At 38.0% G+C, this 19589-nt stretch carries 12 protein-coding genes; 1 reads left to right on the top strand and 11 read right to left on the bottom strand.

Annotation, left to right across the window (positions count from 1 at the left end; genetic code table 11):
• Positions 1 to 558: 558 nt before the first annotated feature.
• From BMW64_RS16000 to BMW64_RS16020, 5 genes are all read right to left on the bottom strand, one after another.
• Positions 559 to 1110 carry a hypothetical protein gene (locus BMW64_RS16000; protein WP_143052715.1) on the bottom strand — a complete coding sequence of 184 codons (552 nt, stop codon included), beginning with the start codon at positions 1108 to 1110 and terminating at the stop codon, positions 559 to 561.
• Between the two features lie 405 nt (positions 1111 to 1515).
• Positions 1516 to 4701 carry an efflux RND transporter permease subunit gene (locus BMW64_RS16005; RefSeq protein WP_090000964.1) on the bottom strand — a complete coding sequence of 1062 codons (3186 nt, stop codon included), beginning with the start codon at positions 4699 to 4701 and terminating at the stop codon, positions 1516 to 1518.
• Between the two features lie 7 nt (positions 4702 to 4708).
• A complete protein-coding gene (locus BMW64_RS16010) occupies positions 4709 to 5770 on the bottom strand; it encodes an efflux RND transporter periplasmic adaptor subunit (protein WP_090000965.1) in 1062 nt (353 codons plus the stop codon).
• Positions 5771 to 5779: 9 nt separating this feature from the next.
• A complete protein-coding gene (locus tag BMW64_RS16015; RefSeq protein ID WP_090000966.1) occupies positions 5780 to 7147 on the bottom strand; it encodes a TolC family protein in 1368 nt (455 codons plus the stop codon).
• A gap of 96 nt (positions 7148 to 7243) precedes the next feature.
• A complete protein-coding gene (locus tag BMW64_RS16020) occupies positions 7244 to 7837 on the bottom strand; it encodes a TetR/AcrR family transcriptional regulator (protein WP_090000967.1) in 594 nt (197 codons plus the stop codon).
• A 182-nt stretch (positions 7838 to 8019) separates the two neighbouring features.
• Here BMW64_RS16020 and BMW64_RS16025 point away from each other — a divergent pair, with 182 nt between their 5' ends.
• Positions 8020 to 11931 (top strand): DUF7948 domain-containing protein, encoded by a 3912-nt coding sequence (locus BMW64_RS16025; RefSeq protein ID WP_090000968.1) that lies wholly within the window; start codon positions 8020 to 8022, stop codon positions 11929 to 11931.
• Positions 11932 to 11962: 31 nt separating this feature from the next.
• Here the strand turns inward: BMW64_RS16025 and BMW64_RS16030 are convergent, their stop codons facing one another.
• From BMW64_RS16030 to recQ, 6 genes are all read right to left on the bottom strand, one after another.
• The gene (locus BMW64_RS16030; protein ID WP_090000969.1) at positions 11963 to 12787 is read right to left on the bottom strand and encodes a CvfB family protein; all 825 of its coding nucleotides are present in this window, start codon (positions 12785 to 12787) and stop codon (positions 11963 to 11965) included.
• 98 nt (positions 12788 to 12885) lie between these two features.
• Positions 12886 to 13737 carry a DUF4476 domain-containing protein gene (locus tag BMW64_RS16035; protein WP_090000970.1) on the bottom strand — a complete coding sequence of 284 codons (852 nt, stop codon included), beginning with the start codon at positions 13735 to 13737 and terminating at the stop codon, positions 12886 to 12888.
• Between the two features lie 265 nt (positions 13738 to 14002).
• Entirely contained in the window at positions 14003 to 15406 is a 1404-nt protein-coding gene (gene lpdA / locus BMW64_RS16040) for a dihydrolipoyl dehydrogenase (RefSeq protein ID WP_090000971.1), read from the bottom strand.
• Positions 15407 to 15617: 211 nt separating this feature from the next.
• Positions 15618 to 15965, bottom strand: a complete 348-nt coding sequence (locus BMW64_RS16045) for a hypothetical protein (RefSeq protein WP_090000972.1) — start codon at positions 15963 to 15965, stop codon at positions 15618 to 15620.
• A gap of 61 nt (positions 15966 to 16026) precedes the next feature.
• A complete protein-coding gene (locus BMW64_RS16050) occupies positions 16027 to 17106 on the bottom strand; it encodes a glycosyltransferase (RefSeq protein ID WP_090000973.1) in 1080 nt (359 codons plus the stop codon).
• 250 nt (positions 17107 to 17356) lie between these two features.
• Complete coding sequence (gene recQ, locus BMW64_RS16055) at positions 17357 to 19561, bottom strand: DNA helicase RecQ (protein WP_090000974.1); 2205 nt, start codon at positions 19559 to 19561, stop codon at positions 17357 to 17359.
• Between the last annotated feature and the right edge of the window lie 28 nt (positions 19562 to 19589).

Genomic DNA, 19589 nt, shown 5'->3' on the forward strand with positions numbered 1-19589 from the left:
GGTTTTTTAAACACGAATGACACTAATGGTTAGGCACTAATTTCACAAATGTTGTGTGAAAATCTTTGCTGAGATCCCTACGGGATGACAAACGGAGTGGGAAGTGTCCTGTTGTATTAAAAGCATTTGTGCTATTTGTGCGTAGATATTTGTGCTTATTTGTGTTTAATAGTTATGTTAGATAAGCTGTTATTAACACGAATGGCACTAATAGTTGGACACTAATTTCACAAAGGTTGTGTGAAAATCTTTGCTGAAATCCCTACGGGATGACAAAGGGATTGGGAAGTGTCCTGTTGTATTAAAAGCATTTGTGTCATTTGTGTATAGATATTTGTGCTTATTTGTGTTTAATAGTTATGTTAGATAAGCTGTTATTAACACGAATGGCACTAATGGTTGGACACTAATTTCACTAATGTTGTGTGAAAATCTTTGCTTAGATCCCTACGGGATGACAAACAGAGTGGAAAGTGTCCTGTTGTATTAAAAGCATTTGTGTCATTTGTGCATAGATATTTGTGCTTATTTGTGTTTAATAATTCGTGTTATTTGTGTTTAATAAAATATCGCAAATATAGGTGGAGGGCGGCTGAAGTGGTTGGTGATAATCTCTAAAAGGTTGAAATGGTTAATATGTTTATATAGAAGTTTCTTTTCTGAGACAATCACATTTGACAAAACACAAAAGTCAAAGCCTGTTATTTTATGATTTAGCTTTATCGGAAAAGTATTTCCCAAAATGGCAATTGATGAAGGATTGCTTGAGTTTCCAACATAATGGGAACTCTTTGGAATTGTAAAGCAGGCTTGATTTATTTGGTTGATATCATTTTTGCTAACGGACATCGATTTTAGCTTGAAGAGAGCTTTACGCTTGTTTGCGTTAAACTGTTTTACGATCTTATTTTTTTCCGAAAGAGACTGTGAAGACGATCTTTCAATCGGTGATTCAACATAGAGATAAGAATCTTCAGAGATAAAAATTGTTGAATCTGCGTAGGAAAAAGGAGTCTGGGAACTGATGAAAATGGAAATGAAAAACACTTGAAAACACAGCATCCTTACGCTAAAACGCAGGAAAAGAGGGAGCTGTATAAGGGTCATCATTTGTAGTTTCATTGTGTATAAAAAAGTAGTCACACTTAGACTACTTTTAAGTCCAATGAATTAAGAATCAATACAAATTGCTTTTTTCAGTGTAAAAACGAGAGCAATTCTTTTAGCTCTGGACCGGCCATTTTTTAATGGAAATTATAGTAGCTAATTAATTAACATATTAAAAAACAACAGATTATTATTTGGAAGTAACGATAATTTTTCTACATTTGTCATAGAAAAAGTAGTCTAAGTGTGACTACTTTTTTCGTTAGGTTATATGGAGTTTTCTTCTTAAATATTATACTGCCAATTGAGAAGATTATATAATTAATTTTATTAAATCAGATAAAAACAAAAACCGTCTTGTAATACAACAAGACGGTTTTTTTGGTTAATTAAGGTTTATATATAAATTTAATCTAAATGCTTCGGAGTATATCCGTCTTCACTTAGTTCTCTGTGCTTATACTCGGCTTTCATTTCAGCTTCATAGTCTACTTTTTCATGTTTGCCCATTCTTCTTAGGATGGAGTCAAATAAAGAGTATACCACCGGTACAATGATCAATGTAAGGAATAGGGACGATGTTAAACCACCGATAACTACCCATGCGAGACCTTTATTCATTTCGGCTCCTGCTCCCGTTGCCAATGCGATTGGCAACATCCCGAAGATCATCGCGATCGTGGTCATCAGGATCGGACGGAGACGGGCATGGTTGGCCTGGATCAGTGCGTCATGGGTATTGGAACCTGCTGCTTTTCTCGCGTTGGTAAAGTCGACGATCAGGATCGCGTTCTTCGCTACGAGACCGATCAGCATGATCATCCCCAGCATGGTAAAAATGTTCAATGAATTGGCTGTAAGGGCAAGAATCACCATTACCCCAATCATCGCCAGCGGAATGGAAAATAATACCACAAACGGATATACAAAACTGTCATACAGGGAAACCATTACGAGGTATACCAATACAATAGCTGCTAACAAGGCGATACCCAGGGTACCGAAACCTTCCTGCTGGTTCTCCATATCTCCGCTCCAGATGTAATCTACGCCCACAGGTTTGGTCGGTTTATCCATGAACTGTGCCGCCCATTCGTTGGCCACGTCCCCTACCGGTCTTCCTACGGCTTTTGCTCTTACTTTTACAGAAGGCGATTTGTCTCTACGTTCCAGCAAGCTCGGTCCTGAACCCATTTTTACATCCGCAAACTGGCTTAATCTGATCTGCTGTCCCTGAGGATTGGTGAACATCAGGTTTTTCACGTCATCGATCGACTGTCTGTTGGCATCTCCGAAACGGATGTTGATGTCGTATTCATATTCTCCGGCTCTGAACTTCCCGTCGGTATTTCCATTGAATGCGGTCTGCATCGTCTGTCCTACGCTGGAAAGATTTAAGCCTAAAGAAGCCATTTTATCACGGTCGATATTCACCTGAACTTCCGGATTTCCGGTGTCAGTGGATAACTCCGCATCTACAGCTCCCGGTACTTTCTTAAGTAACGCTAAAATTCGGGTAGCTTCTTTTACGGCTGTTGCATTATCCGGAGCGGTAACGACCATTTCAATCGGTGCATTTTCTGCCCCCATGATCCCGATCGGTGCGGTTTTAAACTCTACGCCGGTGAATTTTTCTTCTAATGCTCTTTTTACTTTCGCAGCTTTTATGTTGGTACTTTCAGAGCGTTCGGATTTATCTGTAAGATTTACCTGAACCTCCGACTGGTACGTTGTCGCCTGTGCTCCACCGAAACCGGTAGACTGCTGACCAACAGTAGTAATAAGATCCACAACATCTTTATCATTTCTTAAAAACTTCTCAACATCTAACGTCAGCTGGTTTGTCTTTTCTACCGTCGCATCTTTGGAAAGCTCCATCTGAACAAGGAACTGCCCTCTATCGATCGGCGGGAAGAATTCTCCTCCGATAAATCCGAATGCCACCAACATGAAAGAAGAGATCAGGACAAGGAAGGTGATGACCACGGTCATTACTCTTCTCAAAGTGGTTTTTAAACACCATTCCAGAATTCCGGTGATCCAGTGGGTAAATTTATCTATCATGCTTTCAAACCAAAGGATGAATTTCTGGAACCAGTTTTTACCTGTTAAATGTTCCAGTTTACCAAATCTTGATGATAACCATGGGATAATGGTAAAGGAGGCAAGCAATGATAATAATGTTGCAATAACCACCGTGACGCAGAACTGCGCCAGAATGTTGGCTACCAGACCGGAACTCATCGCAATAGGAAGGAACACCACCACGATTACTAAGGTAATGGCTGCTACCGTGAATCCGATCTCCGAAGCACCGTCATAGGCCGCACGGATTTTGCTTTTACCCATTTCCATGTGACGGTAAATGTTCTCCAGCACTACGATCGCGTCATCCACCAGGATCCCTACCACAAGGGATAGTCCCAGTAAGCTCATGAGGTTTAAGGTATATCCCATCAGGTTCATTCCGATGAACGTAGCCACCAATGAAGCCGGGATGGAAACCATTACGATAAATGCGTTTCTGATGCTGTGAAGGAATAATAACATCACAATCGCTACCAGGATAATCGCCAGGAATAAATCGAAGATGACGTGGTTGGCCGATTCAAGGGTAAAATCTGTAGTATCATTTACCACTTTTACCTTTACGCCCTGCACCTTATAAGCTTCCTCCACCGTTGCAATCGTTTTCTGAACACTTTCCGAAACGGCTACCGCGTTGGCATCAGACTGCTTTTTCACCTGCATCAAGATCGTCGGAAACTGGTTGAAACGCGCCACTTTTTCTGCATCTTTCTGAGAATCGAAAACCGTTGCGATATCAGACAAACGAACCTGAGCTCCATTTTTGTTGGAAACGACGAGGTTGTTCATTTCGTCAATCGATCTGTATTTTCCGGATAAACGGATGGTTGATTTCGTTGTTCTTGTTTTAATGCTTCCTGTCGGGAAATCAAGGTTTGATGAAAGAATGGCATTCTGCACATCAGCAATCGAGAGGCCGTATCCCTGCAGTTTTTTCTCATCCAGATTCACCTGGATTTCTCTTTCCTGTCCACCCACAAGATCTACCTGCGCTACCCCATTCACACGGGAGAAGATCGGCTCGATCTTTTTATCTAAAAGGTCATACAGGTCTTTGCTGTTCAATTTATCCGAAGAAATACTCATCGTGATGATCGGTAAATCATCAAGGGAGAATTTATTCAGGGACGGTGCATCCACATCATCGGGAAGGTCTGCCAGAATGGCGTTTACCTTTCGTTGTGCATCGTTCAGTGCATAGTCGACATCGGCTCCGTCGTTCAGCTGTACCATGATGACGGATAAGCTTTCATAGGAAGACGATTCTACTTTCTTTACGTTCTCCAAAGATCCCACGGCATCCTCAATCTTACGGGTGACGGATGTTTCCACCTCAGCGGGTGAAGCTCCGGGATATACCGTAGAAATGGTTACCATATTGGTTTCAAACTTCGGAATCAATTCATACCCCATCATGGAGTAGCTTAAGATCCCTCCCAGGGTAAGGATCGTAAACAATACGATCACAAGGGATGGTCTTTTAATGGATATTTCTGCTAACTTCATCGTCCTTCTACTTTATAATATTCACTTTAGATCCGTTGTCTAAGTTGATCTGCCCGCTGGTTACCACCTGCTCACCGCCATTCAGCCCGCTCAGTACCTGAACTTTGTCGCCGTATACTTTTCCTACGGTTACTTTAATAAGTTTAGCCACACCATTCTGAACAACAAATAACTGTCCCGAGCTTACCCCGTTTACGAAAGCCTCTGCAGGCACGGTCAGCATATTCTGGGTTTCCGCACCGTTATTGGTTTTAAAGGTAGCCGTAGCATACATCCCCGCTTTCAGGTTTCCTCTGTTCTGAACTTCGATCTCCACCGGGAAATTTAAAGATGCGTCACTTTTCGGCGCGATAAAGGTAATTCTTCCGGCGAAAGATTCTTCCGGCAATACATTTACTTTAATCGGAACTTCCTGTCCGATCTGGATTTTCCCGATCTGGCTTTCATCCACCAAAACGGAAAGCTTTAAAGAGTTGATGTTTACGATTTCAAATAAAGCGGTTCCGGGAGCTACGACCATTCCCGGCTCTACCATTTTTTTGTTGATGGTACCACTGATCCCCGCACGTACGCTGGTGTCGTTTACTCTTACGCCCTGCGCTTTTACGGCTGCCTGAGCGTTTTTAAGCTGTAATCTTGAGTTATCAAGCTGTTGCTTTGTAACACCTCCTGTCTTGAAAGCGTTTTCATATCGCTGATTGTCGATAATGGCATTCTGCAAATTGTTCTGCGCCTGGGTAACATCTACCTCGATCGCATCTTTTTTAATGGTTGCCAACACCTGTCCGGCACCAACTCTAGATCCTTCTTTTACCAAAACGCTAACAATTCTTCCGGAGATTTCAGAAGACTGGTTAGATTCCTGCTTTGGAATAAAGGTACCATTAGCTGAATAATCTGTATTTATATTTTCTCTGGAAACGGTTACCACGTTTACATTGATCTTGTCTACCTGCTTGGCTACTTCTTTTACTTCCTGCGTCTGTTTTTCTTTATTGCCAGCAATTTTATAGGCTGCCAAACCGACCAGTACAGCCGCCACGATGATATATATTAGAGTTTTTTTCATTGTAGTTTATTATGGGTTTTGTAATGTGTTTAATTGTCCTTTTGCTTTGATTAACTTGATTTCAGCTTGCTTGTAATCCAATAGGGCATTTGCATAATTCTGCTTGGCCTGAGTGAGGGCATTTTCCGCATCCAGAACCTCCGTAAGCGTAGCCAAACCGTACTGGTAATTGGATTGTGTATTTTGCTGAACTCTTTCTGCCAATCCTACATTGTCTTTCATGCTTTCGATATTGATGATCGCATTCTCCATATTGCTGATGGCATTTTTATAATCAAGATCCAAGCTTTCTTTAGTATTGTTGATATCCTGATCCAGATCCTGAATATCAATCTCCGCCTGCTGAATCTGTGCTTTTGTAGATCCTCCTGAGAAGATCGGAATTTTAATAGCCAAACCTATGGAAGCATAGTCACTCCAGTTGGTCCCCTGTGCACTTCCGGTAAAATAAGGAAACTTATTACCCAGTCCCTGCCATCCGTAATTGGCCTGTAGACCTACAGTAGGATAAAGTAAAGCTTCGGTGGCTTTTTTATTGTACTGCAAAAGTTCCTTCTGTTTGTTCAATACTTTCAGTTCTGAACGCTGTTCCAGATTTGCTTCCGTATTCAAGAGCGCTGAATTGGGTTCAATGGTTTTTTCTTCCAGCTCGATCGGAGTACTGATCGGAACACCCATGTAGAACTTCAGTGCATTCTTGGAAACTTCCACGGCGTTTACCAGTTGCTGTCTGTTTGAACCGATGTTGGTAAGCTGAACGTTGGTACGGTCAAGATCGATGGACTTTGCCAGTCCGTTATCCACAAGGCTTTTGATTACGTTTCTTACTTTTTCCGTATTGGCATAGCTTGCCTGTACGGTTTTCAGATTTTCTTCCTGAACAAATACCTGGTAGTAAGCAGTAGCTACGTTTTCAATGATCTGTTCGTTGGTAAGTTCCGAATTAAGCAGGTAAAATTCTCTGGTAGATTTAGCCGCTTTTAATCCTGTAAATACTCTCTGGTCAAAAATATTCTGGTACAGCGATACCGAGTTTACCGATTGCCATTTTGTTCCGAATGTAACGGGAACAAGCTGTCCCGGCATTCCGATAATCTCACCGGGAAGTACCGACTTCTGAAGAATAGGATTAAAGGTATTGCTGATGTTGGCGCTGATCTGCGGAAGTGCTCCCGCTCTTGCCTCATCAATTTTGTATTCAGCCTTTTTCACCTGCAAAGCTGCTTTTTTAGCTTCCGCCTTATTCTGGAGTGCCTGTTTGATGGCCTCCTGCAGCGAAACCTGTTGCTGTGCAGAAATTGATGAAAAGCCGAAAATCATAAATGCAGCCGCTATCCCAATTTTTAGCTTTTGTGCAGTTATACGTTTTCTTTTCATAATTTTATACTTCGTTTATTTTTTTAATGTAATTGCTGTTGCTGTAGTTTTTATTGCTAAAAGACGATTCATTTTTTAAAATACTTTAACATTTAATTAATTTTTAAACAACATATTCAAAATAATCTCTTTTCTTTCCGAAATAATCTTATCAAATTCCACCTCATCGATCATTAAATTTTCCATCAATAAAGGTCTTACGGCGCTTGGAAAAACCAATAAGGAAATCATATTAAGGACAAACTGTATCGGTGCCATTTTTTCAATATTTCCCAATTCCATTTCTGCTTCTATATCTTTGTAAAGCTTTTTCAGCTCATCTTCTTCAATATCTTTCTGATGACAGTTTCCTTTATTGATCTGTGATACGATATAAGTTTCCAAATACGGGTACTGCAGACTTGTAGATAAGCTCCCTTCAATGAACTGCCCGATCTTTTCTTTAAATGGCAAATCGGAATTCATTATAATTTCAGATTTTTCGTGTTCTACTCTCTGGGCCTCGTCAAAAATGATCTGGATCAGATTATCTCTTGAACGGAAATAATAATTGATCAGCGTTCTGTTGACCCCTGCTGCATCGGCGATTTCCTGTGTAGTGGCATCAAACTTCCCTTTCACAAAGAATAGATTCTTCGCGGTTTCTTTGATTAATTCCTGTGTTTGGTCTTTTTTTGCTTGATTTGACATTTTTGTTAAACAAATTTGTGCAAATATAAATCAATCAAATGTTTTGACAAAATTGTTAAACAAAATAATTAAAAGAAAAAAATATGATATGCATCATGTTTTAACATAATGAAATCGTATTAATCATTTTTAATCTTTTAGAATAGGCGGATTTATTATATTTGCCGGAAAATTAATAACCGATGCGAAAAATTTTATTTCTGCTGACTTTTTTCTCTTGTATTTCTATCTTTTCACAGAAAAAAACTCCTGCAAACAATGATTATTTCTTTTATGAAAACAAAGGCCAGATTGTAGATCAGGACGGAAAAGAAAATTCAAGTGTAAAGTATTTATTCCTTTCTAACGGATTGAATGTTCAGCTGAAGCAAAATGGGTTTTCATATGATGTTTATGAGGTAAAGAAAACTGTAAATCCTAATTCTTCAAAATTCAAAAAAGATAAATCATTAGAAGGCAAAACTTATTACGAAGATGAATTTTTGTATGAAAATTTATACCACAGAATTGATATTGAACTTTTAAATTCAAATAAAAATGCATCTATTATTGCAGAAGGAAAATCTCTAGATTACAATAATTATTTCAACATTCCTAATCAACCAAAAGGAGTAACAAATGTTCATCGCTTTAAAAAAGTTCTATATAAAAATATTTACCCGAATATTGATTTAGTTTTTTTTAAACCAAATGATACTTTAAAACCTGTAGAATATAATTTTATTATCAATCCCGGAGGTAGAATTTCTGATATTAAAATGAAATTTAATGGAGCGCCGACAGTTATTAAAGATCATAAACTTTCGATGAAAGTCCGTTTTGGTGAAATGTACGAAAACATTCCTAATAGCTGGATTGCCGGAAATAAAAAAGAAAATATTGATGTTGCTTTTAAAGATCTCGGTGATCAGACTTTCGGGTTTAATGCTCCTATTAATACTTCGAATAAGACCATTGTAATTGATCCGGTTCCCACCAGAGTTTGGGGAAGTTATGCGGGAGGTTTTGGAGATGATTACGGGCGCATTAAAACTGATATTCAAAACACAGGATATTTATATGGAACAACTAATAGTAATAATAATTTTGCTACTTCAGGAACTTATCAACAAAATATTGTAGGAAATCTTGATTGTTTTATAATTAAATTGACCAAACAAGGTCAAAGGCTTTGGGGAACATATTATGGCTTTGGAAATAATGATGTATTCGAAGATCTGGATTTTGATGAAAATTTTAATATTTATGCAGGCGGAACTATCGAGAGAGGTCCATTAAATAATAATATAGCTGTCGTAAAATTCAATAATAACGGTGGCTTAATATATTTAAAAGAATTTGTTACTAACAGCCGAGATAAACTTTATTCAATATCCTATAACCAGAATGAAGTTTTTATTGGTGGTGACACTTTTAGTTTTGATTTTCCTACTGTCAATGCGATGCAAAACACAAAAGCCAGTCCTTCTGGCTATACAGATGGCATTTTAGCATCCTTAGATGCTGCTACAGGAAATGTAAATTGGGCAACATATTTTGGGCAAAGCGATGGTTCTACTTCTATTTTCCAAATAATTTCTTCCACTACTAATCTTGAAATGATTGGAGCAACACAATCATCAACCATTCCAATGGTAAATGCTTTCCAAGCAGTTAAAGCCGGTGGTGTTGATGGTATTTATGTAAAGCTTTCAAAAACGGGAAACACTATTATTAAATCAAGTTATTACGGAAATACAGGTCATGAATTTATTATAAAAGGAGGAATTATAAACAATGTCTTGGTACTCCCTGGAAAATATTCAACAGCAGCTTTTCCTCTGGGACAACCAGGAATATGGAGAGTGAATTTGGCAAACAATACTATTACAAAAAATTACTTTAATTTTGATGGTGATCCGCAATTATTAGGCTATCCAGACTCGACTGGAAATGTTTTTTTCACAGGATTACACTCAAGCGGACAGCCTGATATTTCAACACCAGGAGCATATATGGGATTTCCGGGACTTATGACATCTACTTTTTTAATTAAATATAATCAAAATGACATTAAAGAATGGGGAACTTATTACAGAGGAAATGGAGCAACTCAGCTGGGTGAAGTTATAAAAGATAATGAAGGTGCAATTTACTTAACCGGAATGTCCAGTGGAAACACTTCCGGGATTGCAACTCCAGGAACATTCCAACAATCTCCCGGCGGAGGAAATGATATTTTTATTGCAAAGTTTCAGGATTGTACATCTGCAAGTATGGTAACTTCCAACTCCCCGGTCTGCATTAATTCTACCCTTCAATTAAACGCTTCAGGGGGAACTTCCTACAACTGGACCGGACCAAACGGATTTACATCAACACTCCAGAACCCTACTATTGCGAATGCAACAGCATCTCATTCCGGAGTATACAGCTGCCAGGTATCTGGATCAGGAAGTTGCGACGGAATTTTCACCGTAAATGTGATTGTGGGAGACAATATCGCGCCTATTCCAAACACAGCAACTCTTGCAGACATTACCGGCGATTGCCACACGGTAATTTCAACTATTCCCACTGCTACGGATAATTGTGCCGGAACCATTACAGCTACGACAACAGATCCGCTTTCCTACTCTATTCCGGGAACATATGTAATTCACTGGACCTATAATGACGGAAACGGAAATATTTCAACACAAAATCAAAATGTAACGGTTACTTCACCTGCATTGCCAATAACTACCAGCGTCCAACAAACTTTCTGTGCAAGCAGCCATCCTACGATTGCTAACCTTCAGATTACAGGTCAGAATATTAAATGGTATGATGCAGCCGGGAATATTTTACCATCTACAACAACTTTAGTAAACGGACAAACCTATTACGCTTCCCAAACCATTAACGGTTGCGAAAGTAATAAAACTGCTGTTCAGGTTACAATAAATGAAACCCCTGAACCCGCCGGAAATTCTGTACAAGATTTCTGCGCCTCTTCAAATCCTACCCTGGCAAGCCTGATTGTCAGTGGAACCGCAATAAAGTTTTATGATGCTGCCGGAAATATTTTGCCTCTTACAACTCCTCTTATTCATGGAGTAACTTATTTCGTAACACAAACTTTAAACAATTGCGAATCTGAAAAGCTGCCCATTTCAGTAACTTTATCAACGAATAATGTTCCGGCAAATGACTTTTCTGCCACGGTATGCAATAGCTCAACAGGAAATTCAACAGTCATAGATCTTACTTCTTATCAGGCAAATCTTATTACAAATCCCGGAATCTATACGTTTACATATAATGACAATCTTGGGAGTCCTATCGCCAACCCATCCAATTATACAATGAATGTTGGCTCAACGGTTATTCATGTAAAAGTTTCCACGACGGACGGTTGTTTTATAGTTGTACGATTAAGCCTTACCATAAATCCAAAACCAAATCTCAATCTTCCCGAAAAGATTGATTTCTGTAAAGGTAAAAATACAACACTGGACGCCGGAAACGGCTATTCATCCTATCTCTGGAGTACCGGAGCCACCACTCAAACCATCACAGTTTCGACTCCGGGGAATTATTCTGTAACGGTAACCAACAGTTTCGGGTGTCAAAATACAGATCATGTTGAGGTAAGCTACACAATACTACCGGAAATAACTGCTGTCAATATAAACAACAATTCAGCTACGATAATTCTTTCTGCAACAGGAAATTTTGAATATTCTTTAGATAATATAACATGGCAGGATTCTAATATTTTTACGAATTTAAATATCGGCGAATACATTGTCTATGTCAGAACAAAAGAAGGATGTATCATTGGTCAAAAGCCTTTTTCAATCTTTAATATTCCAAATGCATTTACCCCTAATGGTGACGGATACAATGACAGATGGAAAATTGCAGGATTGGAAAATTATCTGGGAACTGAAGTGAATGTTTATGATAGAAGAGGATTACCTGTCTTCAAGGAAGTGATCACCAAAAAACCACTTGAATGGGACGGTAAGCTGAATGGAAGCCAAGTTCCTACAGGAAATTACTGGTATACCATTAAAGTATCTGATGGCAGAGTCTATACCGGATGGTTAATGATCAAAAACAGGGAATAAAAAAAGAGCAGAATTTTCTGCTCTTTTTCATTTATAACAATTTGATTTTATCCTCTGAAATATCAATAATTTTATCCTTGTACAGCCCACCAATAGCTTTCTTGAAATTTTTCTTGCTCATCTGTAGCTCGTCTTTGATTTCTTCAGGCGAAGATTTATCTGAAAGGTAGAGCAATCCATAGTTTTCTTCGAGCTTATCCAGAACTTTTTGCTTAAATTCATCGATATTCTCAAATCCTTCCGGCTGTAAAGAAACATCAATTTTACCATCTTCTCGAATTGCTTTGATATAACCGGTTTCTTCGGACAGCGGATATAATTTTTTGAAGACATCAGAACTGTAGATCAGTCCGATATATTTTTTATTGATAACTACATTCCAGCCCAATTCGCTTTCGTTCATCATAATAAGATCAACTCTATCGCCCTTTTTAAACGGAAGATCCTGATATTGTGGATTTCTTTTAAACTTAGTCGTCCCCGTTATCAGCTCAAGATCTTCATCAACATAAATATGAACGAGATATCTTTTTCCTTCAACAATATTTGTTTTCTGCTGTTTGTAGGGGATAAACAGGTCTTTGATAATTCCCCAGTCCATAAAGGCACCGCTAGGAAGGCTCTGTACACAGCTCATCACGGCAAATTCGCCGACTTCAGCCAATGGGATTTCTGTTGTCGCTTTTAGCTTATTATCATCCTGATATACAAAAACTTCAATTTCTTCATCTATTTCTTTGTCTTCCTGAATAAAAATCTTAGGTAAAAATGCTTTTTCACCCGATTCATCCGTTAAGATCCATCCTGAGTTGTTTTTATCTGAAATTTTTAAAATCTGAGTTTTTCCGAGTTGCATTAATGATAAAATTAGTCGGTAAAGGTACGGAAATATAATACGAACTTGCAAAACGTAAATTATAAGCGTAAAAAGAGAATGTCTTTTTCCTCTCGCTATTATAATTTAGAAATATACTCCATCAGTTCTTTTCTACTGCTTTCAAAATCAAAAGAATCATAAACAAGAAAATAATTTTGCTTATCAACACACTTAGAAAATAACAATTTGGCCAAGGCAAGTTTATTTTTATCAAAGCTCAGATCTTTTACCAAAATACTAATCTGCTTTGAAGTAAACATCGCATGACGACCTTGCTGATTAATAAACTCCATTTTTTTATCATCGAACCAAGCCCTGTTTTTCATTGTATCCATAAACTGTTGAAAAGTCTGATTATCCATAACATTAGGATAATTTAAGCCTCCATTGTTTCCGTACGGATTATTCCAGACATCATTCCAGCTATCGAAACCATAAGATTGGCCCTGAACGGGATAAGAATCCAATAAAAATAAACCTTTATCAGTGAAAAAATCAAGGACAAGCCTGCTGTTGTTTCGAACATTTAAAGTGGTTCTGTACAATAAATAGCCACTTTCATAAATAGAGACCGGAATTCTTCCTGCCGGCAAATCAAAGAACCTGAATTTCCCTGAATTATTTGATATAAACTGATCTCCTATTTCGACACTGAAAAATCCCTGCTCTGGAATTCTAAGAAAAACTTCGGAATAACCATATTCCTTGTTCCACTGATATTGCGAATTGTTTGTTCTGAAACCATTATTGTCCTGATTTCTAAAACCTGAGCTATTGTTGTTTTTCTTACTATCTGATCTTTTAGTATTAACAGATCCTATTTCTGTTTTGGAAGCTTCATTTTTCAGAAGTTCACCCGATTTTCCTGCTTCTTGCGCTAATAAATTTGCTGCAAAGAGAAACAGTACGCTTACTAATATACTTTTCATAATTTATTATTTGAGTTTGATTTGATCTTAAATTAATTTAACTGCAAAATTTAATTTCGACAGGATAAAATAGCAACATTTAGATATTTGTTTTAATTAAAAGTTAATCAGCATAAAAATAACAGCACAACAATAATTTTAACTCATTAATTGTCAATCATAAAATTTCATCACAAAAAAAGCTTAATCATTTTAAAATAGATAAAATAAAAAAGAGAGACCAATGTCTCCCTTTTCTTATAAATGATGATATTCTAATCAAGTATTACATATGAATTGGTCTTTTCGCCGTAGCATCCAACGCTGCTTCTTTGATCGCTTCTGCATAAGTAGGGTGCGCGTGAGAACTTCTGGCGATATCTTCAGCACTTGCACGGAATTCCATAGCAATGACACCTTCTGCGATAAGGTCTGCAGCTCTTGCTCCAACAATGTGCATTCCCAAGACTTCATCTGTTTTTTCATCTGCAATGATTTTAACCAAACCATCAACATCACCACTTGCACGGCTTCTTCCTAAAGCTCTCATCGGGAACAATCCCACTTTGTAAGCAACTCCTTCCTCTTTCAATTGCTCTTCAGTTTTACCGACTCCGGCAACTTCAGGCCATGTGTAAACAACTCCGGGAATTAAGTTATAATTGATATGAGGCTTCTGACCGGCTAAAGTTTCAGCAACAAAAACACCTTCTTCCTCTGCTTTGTGGGCAAGCATTGCTCCTTTGATAACGTCTCCGATCGCATAGATGTTGGCAACATTCGTCTGTAGGTGGTCGTTTACTTTCACTCTTCCTCTTTCGTCAAGCTCTACCCCTGCTTTTTCAAGTCCGAGACCGTCTGTATAAGGTCTTCTTCCTACAGAAACAAGACAATAATCTCCTTCAACAGTTACTTCTTCTCCTTTTTTATCTTTAGCTGTGATTTTTACAGTATCTCCATTTCTTTCAACCGCAGAAACTGCCGTAGAAAGCATGAATTTCATTCCTTGTTTTTTAAGAACTTTAGTTAATTCCTTACTTAAAGCTCCATCCATTCCAGGAATGATTTTATCCATAAATTCAACCACAGTCACCTGAGCACCCAGTCTTAAATACACTGAACCTAGCTCAAGACCGATGACACCACCACCGATGACAACAAGATGCTTAGGAATTTCTTTAAGATTTAAAGCCTCCGTAGAAGTAATTACTCTTTCTTTATCAATCGTGATGAAAGGCAGAGAAGATGGCTTTGAACCGGTAGCGATAATCGTATATTTAGATTCGATAGTTTCTGTGGAACCGTCATTTTTTGTTACTTTGATCTGAGTTGCAGATTCGAAGCTTCCAACACCTTCAAAAACAGTGATCTTATTTTTGTTCATCAGATAGTTGATTCCATCTGTATTTTGCTTTACCACCTCGTTTTTACGCTCGATCATTCTTGCAATATCGGCTTGAGGTTCGTTGATAATGATTCCATGTCCTGCAAAATTGTGCTTTGCATTCTCAAAATGCTCTGAACTGTCTAAAAGCGCTTTTGACGGAATACAACCCACGTTAAGACAAGTTCCTCCCAAAGTCGGATATTTTTCAATAATTGCTGTTGTGAAACCTAATTGTGCAGCACGGATTGCAGCAACATAACCACCAGGACCGGAACCGATTACGGTAACATCGAATTGACTCATGTTATTTTATGAATTTGTTTATTAATAACTTTCTTATGCTTACAAATTTAACGATTTATTACCACGTGAGAAAGTGAGATTTGTCAAAATTTAGAAGGAAGATGGGTGATGGAAGTTTAAAGTATTGCGATTCTTTTCATTCCCTCAAATAAAACGCTGTATTGTCTTCCAGCTTCATGCTTCATGCTTCCCGCATATTATTTGCTCTAAGTTAATCCACCTGCAGTTTTCCCTGCCCGAACGTTCCTGTACTCTCAAAATAAGAACCTCCGTAAACATACCATTCAAGGCTTTCAAGATATGCTACGGCGTTTTCAGGGGTGATATTCGGACGGTCTTTTTTCGAAACAATTCCTTTGTACCATCTTCCCGACTTGGAATAATGTTCAAATTCAACCAAATAATGAATCCATATCCTTTGACAAAGCTTGCACTGCTGAATGCTCACTTCCGCATATCTTCCGTTGGTATGATCTATACCAAGTTCGGAACTTCTGTATTCCGTATAGTTTGAGGCAGGTTTTTCACAGCTGCATCCTATTTTCTGAATTTTAATCATGGATAAAAATTGTAATTGATTAACGCTGCCAAAAATAGAGAAATAAGACGGCATCGGACAACTATTTCACCAGATCCAGCAAGACTTTTTCATATTTATCCATGATCATATTTTTGGAAAATCTCGATTTTATGGAACTTTTGATAACTTCTTTGTCATAGTTCTGATGAAGGATCCTCAGAATCTCCTGCGAAAATCTTTCATGATCTTCAATATCTGAAATTTCCCCGTTGATCGTGTTCTGAATGATTTCATTAATTCCTCCCGGGCAGTTATTAGCCAGAGAATATGTTCCGCATGCTCCTGCTTCCAGCAAAACGTTGGGAAAACCTTCGTATCTGGAGGAAAGAATAAACAGATCTGCATATTTCAGAAACTCATACGGATTTTCCTGCCTGCCATGAAAAATAACATTTTTAAGACCTAAAAAATCTTTCATCTGATGCAGCATTTCGCGATCTTTTCCATCTCCTAAAATATGAAGTAAAATATTTTCATTCTTAAGTCTTGAAAATACTTTAAGCAGATTGTCAAATCCTTTTCTGGGAGACAAATTCCCAATGGCCACCACATTTTTATAATTGTATTTAAAGCTTTCAGGCTTTTGAGAAGAGGCCATTTTATCTTCAATAAAATCGAAATCAACAGGATTATTAATCTTAACAATCTTATCTGATTTTATCCTGAAATTTTTAATGAGATCTTTCATCATATCATCGCTTTGAGCAATGATTCTGTGATAATTGTTATAAAAGTTATAGAAGAATTTGATCTCTTTTCTTGTCACATGCTTGGTAACCACATTCGTTTCCCTTGCGATGAATTTTGTTCTTGGGAAAAGCTTAATAAAAAGAGACAGGTAAGCATTCACTTCACCGTACCCCGAAAATACGATATCCGGCTTTCTACGGTAGATTTCTGCTAAAATTGGTTTCAGGGAGTGACGTATTCTTTCTGTGTTAATATCGATTATTTCTACATCTTCATTGAGAAAATTGAGATAGCCTCCCTGTTTACGCAAAAGCAAAATCTTAGGCTCAAACCGATCCCTTGAAAGATGATTTGCAATGGTGGTAATAATTCTCTCAGCGCCGCCTGTTTCCAGATCCGGCAGAATAAATATGACAGAAATCTTTTTCATCTATGTAAATTTAGTAAAAAGTTTTGGTAACCTCATTCCCAGCTGAGAATTAATAATATTTAAATTAATTAAAAATTTCCGCATGTAATTTGCCATTCTGGAAGAATCTAAGTACGAATTTTCTATCCTACTATTCTAATACTATGTCTGGATTCCTACGGAATGACAAGTTGAGAGTGATACTTATAAAAAAAGAAACTCTCCGGCAGAAGAATTTCTTTTAAAATATTTTGTTTAATTTAAATTTATTTTAATTGGCAACGTCACTGATGAATTTTATCCTCAGCATTCTCACTTCCTCATCAGATAGTTCATCCCCGAATTCATCAAGCAGAACCTTCATACTATCACTTTCGGATTCGTTCATGAATTCCATGAAACCATCCACGATATCTTCATCAAAATTATCTTCAATATAATAATCAATATTCAGCTTGGTTCCCTGATAAACGATACGTTCCATTTCTTTCAGCAGTTCATCCATTGAAAGATTCTTCGCTCTCGCAATATCTTCAAGATCGATTTTCTTATCGGTGCTCTGGATGATAAATACCTTGTGGCTGGATTTATTGGCCACTTGCTTCAGCACCATATCCTGAGTACGCTCGATATTGTTGTCTTCTACATATTTACTGATAAAATCGGCAAATTCTTTACCATATTTTCTGGCTTTCCCTTCACCGACACCGTAGATTTTACCAATTTCTTCAACAGTTATAGGGTATTGAACCGTCATATCTTCAAGGCTCGGATCCATAAAAACCGTGTAAGGCGGAATGCCATGCTTTTTGGCCACTTTCTTTCTTAGTTCCTTCAGCTGATTGAAAAGATTCTGATCTAAACCTCCTGCCGACTGCATCTGAACTTGATCACTTTCTGCTTTTGTCTGCGTAAGATCAAATTCCCTGTCTTCCGCAATGAGAAATGAATGTTCCAGTTTTCCGTCCAAAACAAGTCTGCCTTTTTCTGCAATCTTTAAGACACCATATGTTTCAATATCTTTTTGTAAAAAATTCTGAACCGTAGCCTGTCTAAGGATCGTTTTCCAGTGATTATCTTTTTCTTCTTTTCCAAAACCGAAATAAGAAGTCTGCTCAAGCTTGTAAGATTTGGTAACCGCCGTTTCTTTCCCGACGATAATGGAAATAAGGTCTTTTGCCTTGAATTTTTCTCCCGTATCCCTGATTAATTCAAGAACTTTTTTCAGATCATCAGTCGCATCCTTTAATTTTGGAGGGTTTGATGAATTATCGCACATTTTGGCGCCATCTCCGTTCACCGGATCAAAATTTTCACCAAAATAATACAGAATATATTGTCTCCGGCTCATGGAAGTTTCGGCATAACCTACAACTTCATTTAACAGCTGCAATCCGATTTCTCTTTCGGAAACAGGCTTCTGAGCCAGGAATTTCTCCAGTTTTTCAATGTCTTTAGGATCATAAAATGCAAGACAATACCCTTCTCCGCCATCTCTTCCCGCTCTTCCGGTTTCCTGATAATAGCTTTCCAGAGATTTCGGGAAATCGTAATGAATCACGAAGCGTACATCCGGCTTATCAATTCCCATCCCAAAAGCAATCGTAGCAACAATAACGTCTACCTCTTCCATCAGGAACTTATCCTGGTTGGCCACCCTTACCTTTTGGTCAAGACCCGCGTGATAAGGTAATGCGTTGATTCCATTTACCTGAAGAAGCTGGGCAAACTCCTCAACTTTACGCCGGCTGAGGCAATACACAATCCCTGATTTACCCTTATTCTGATTGATAAATTTTACAATTTCCTTATCAACATTTACTTTCGGACGCACTTCATAATAAAGGTTTGGTCTGTTGAAGCTTTCCTTAAAGACCAGTGCATTCGTCATTCCCAATGTCTTCTGGATATCATCCTGCACTTTAGGGGTTGCCGTTGCTGTAAGAGCGATCACCGGAACATCGGCAATCTTATCGATAATCGACTTCAGGTTTCGGTATTCCGGTCTGAAATCATGGCCCCATTCTGAAATACAGTGGGCTTCGTCAATCGCGAAAAATGATATTTTTACATCTTTCAGAAAATCAAGATAATCTTCTTTAATAAGAGATTCCGGAGCGACATAAAGAAGTTTTGTCTTACCGCTTTTTATATCGTCAAATACCTGCTTGGTCTGGGTTTTGTTTAATGATGAATTTAAAACATGGGCCACCCCATTATCAGATGAAAGTCCGTTCACCGCATCCACCTGATTTTTCATTAACGCTATCAAAGGTGAAACCACGATAGCAGTACCTTCGGAAATAAGTGCCGGAAGCTGGTAGCATAAGGATTTACCACCTCCTGTTGGCATTAAAACAAATATATCCTTTCCGTTCAGAAGATTGTCTATAATTTGTTCCTGCTGCCCTTTAAAAGTAGAAAATCCGAAATATCTTTTCAATTCGCCCGATAAATTGGCTTTTTTTGCGCTCATCTAATTTTATTGCTAAATTTGCATCTAA

Source organism: Chryseobacterium taichungense (assembly GCF_900109935.1).
Classification (GTDB): Bacteria; Bacteroidota; Bacteroidia; order Flavobacteriales; family Weeksellaceae; genus Chryseobacterium; species Chryseobacterium taichungense.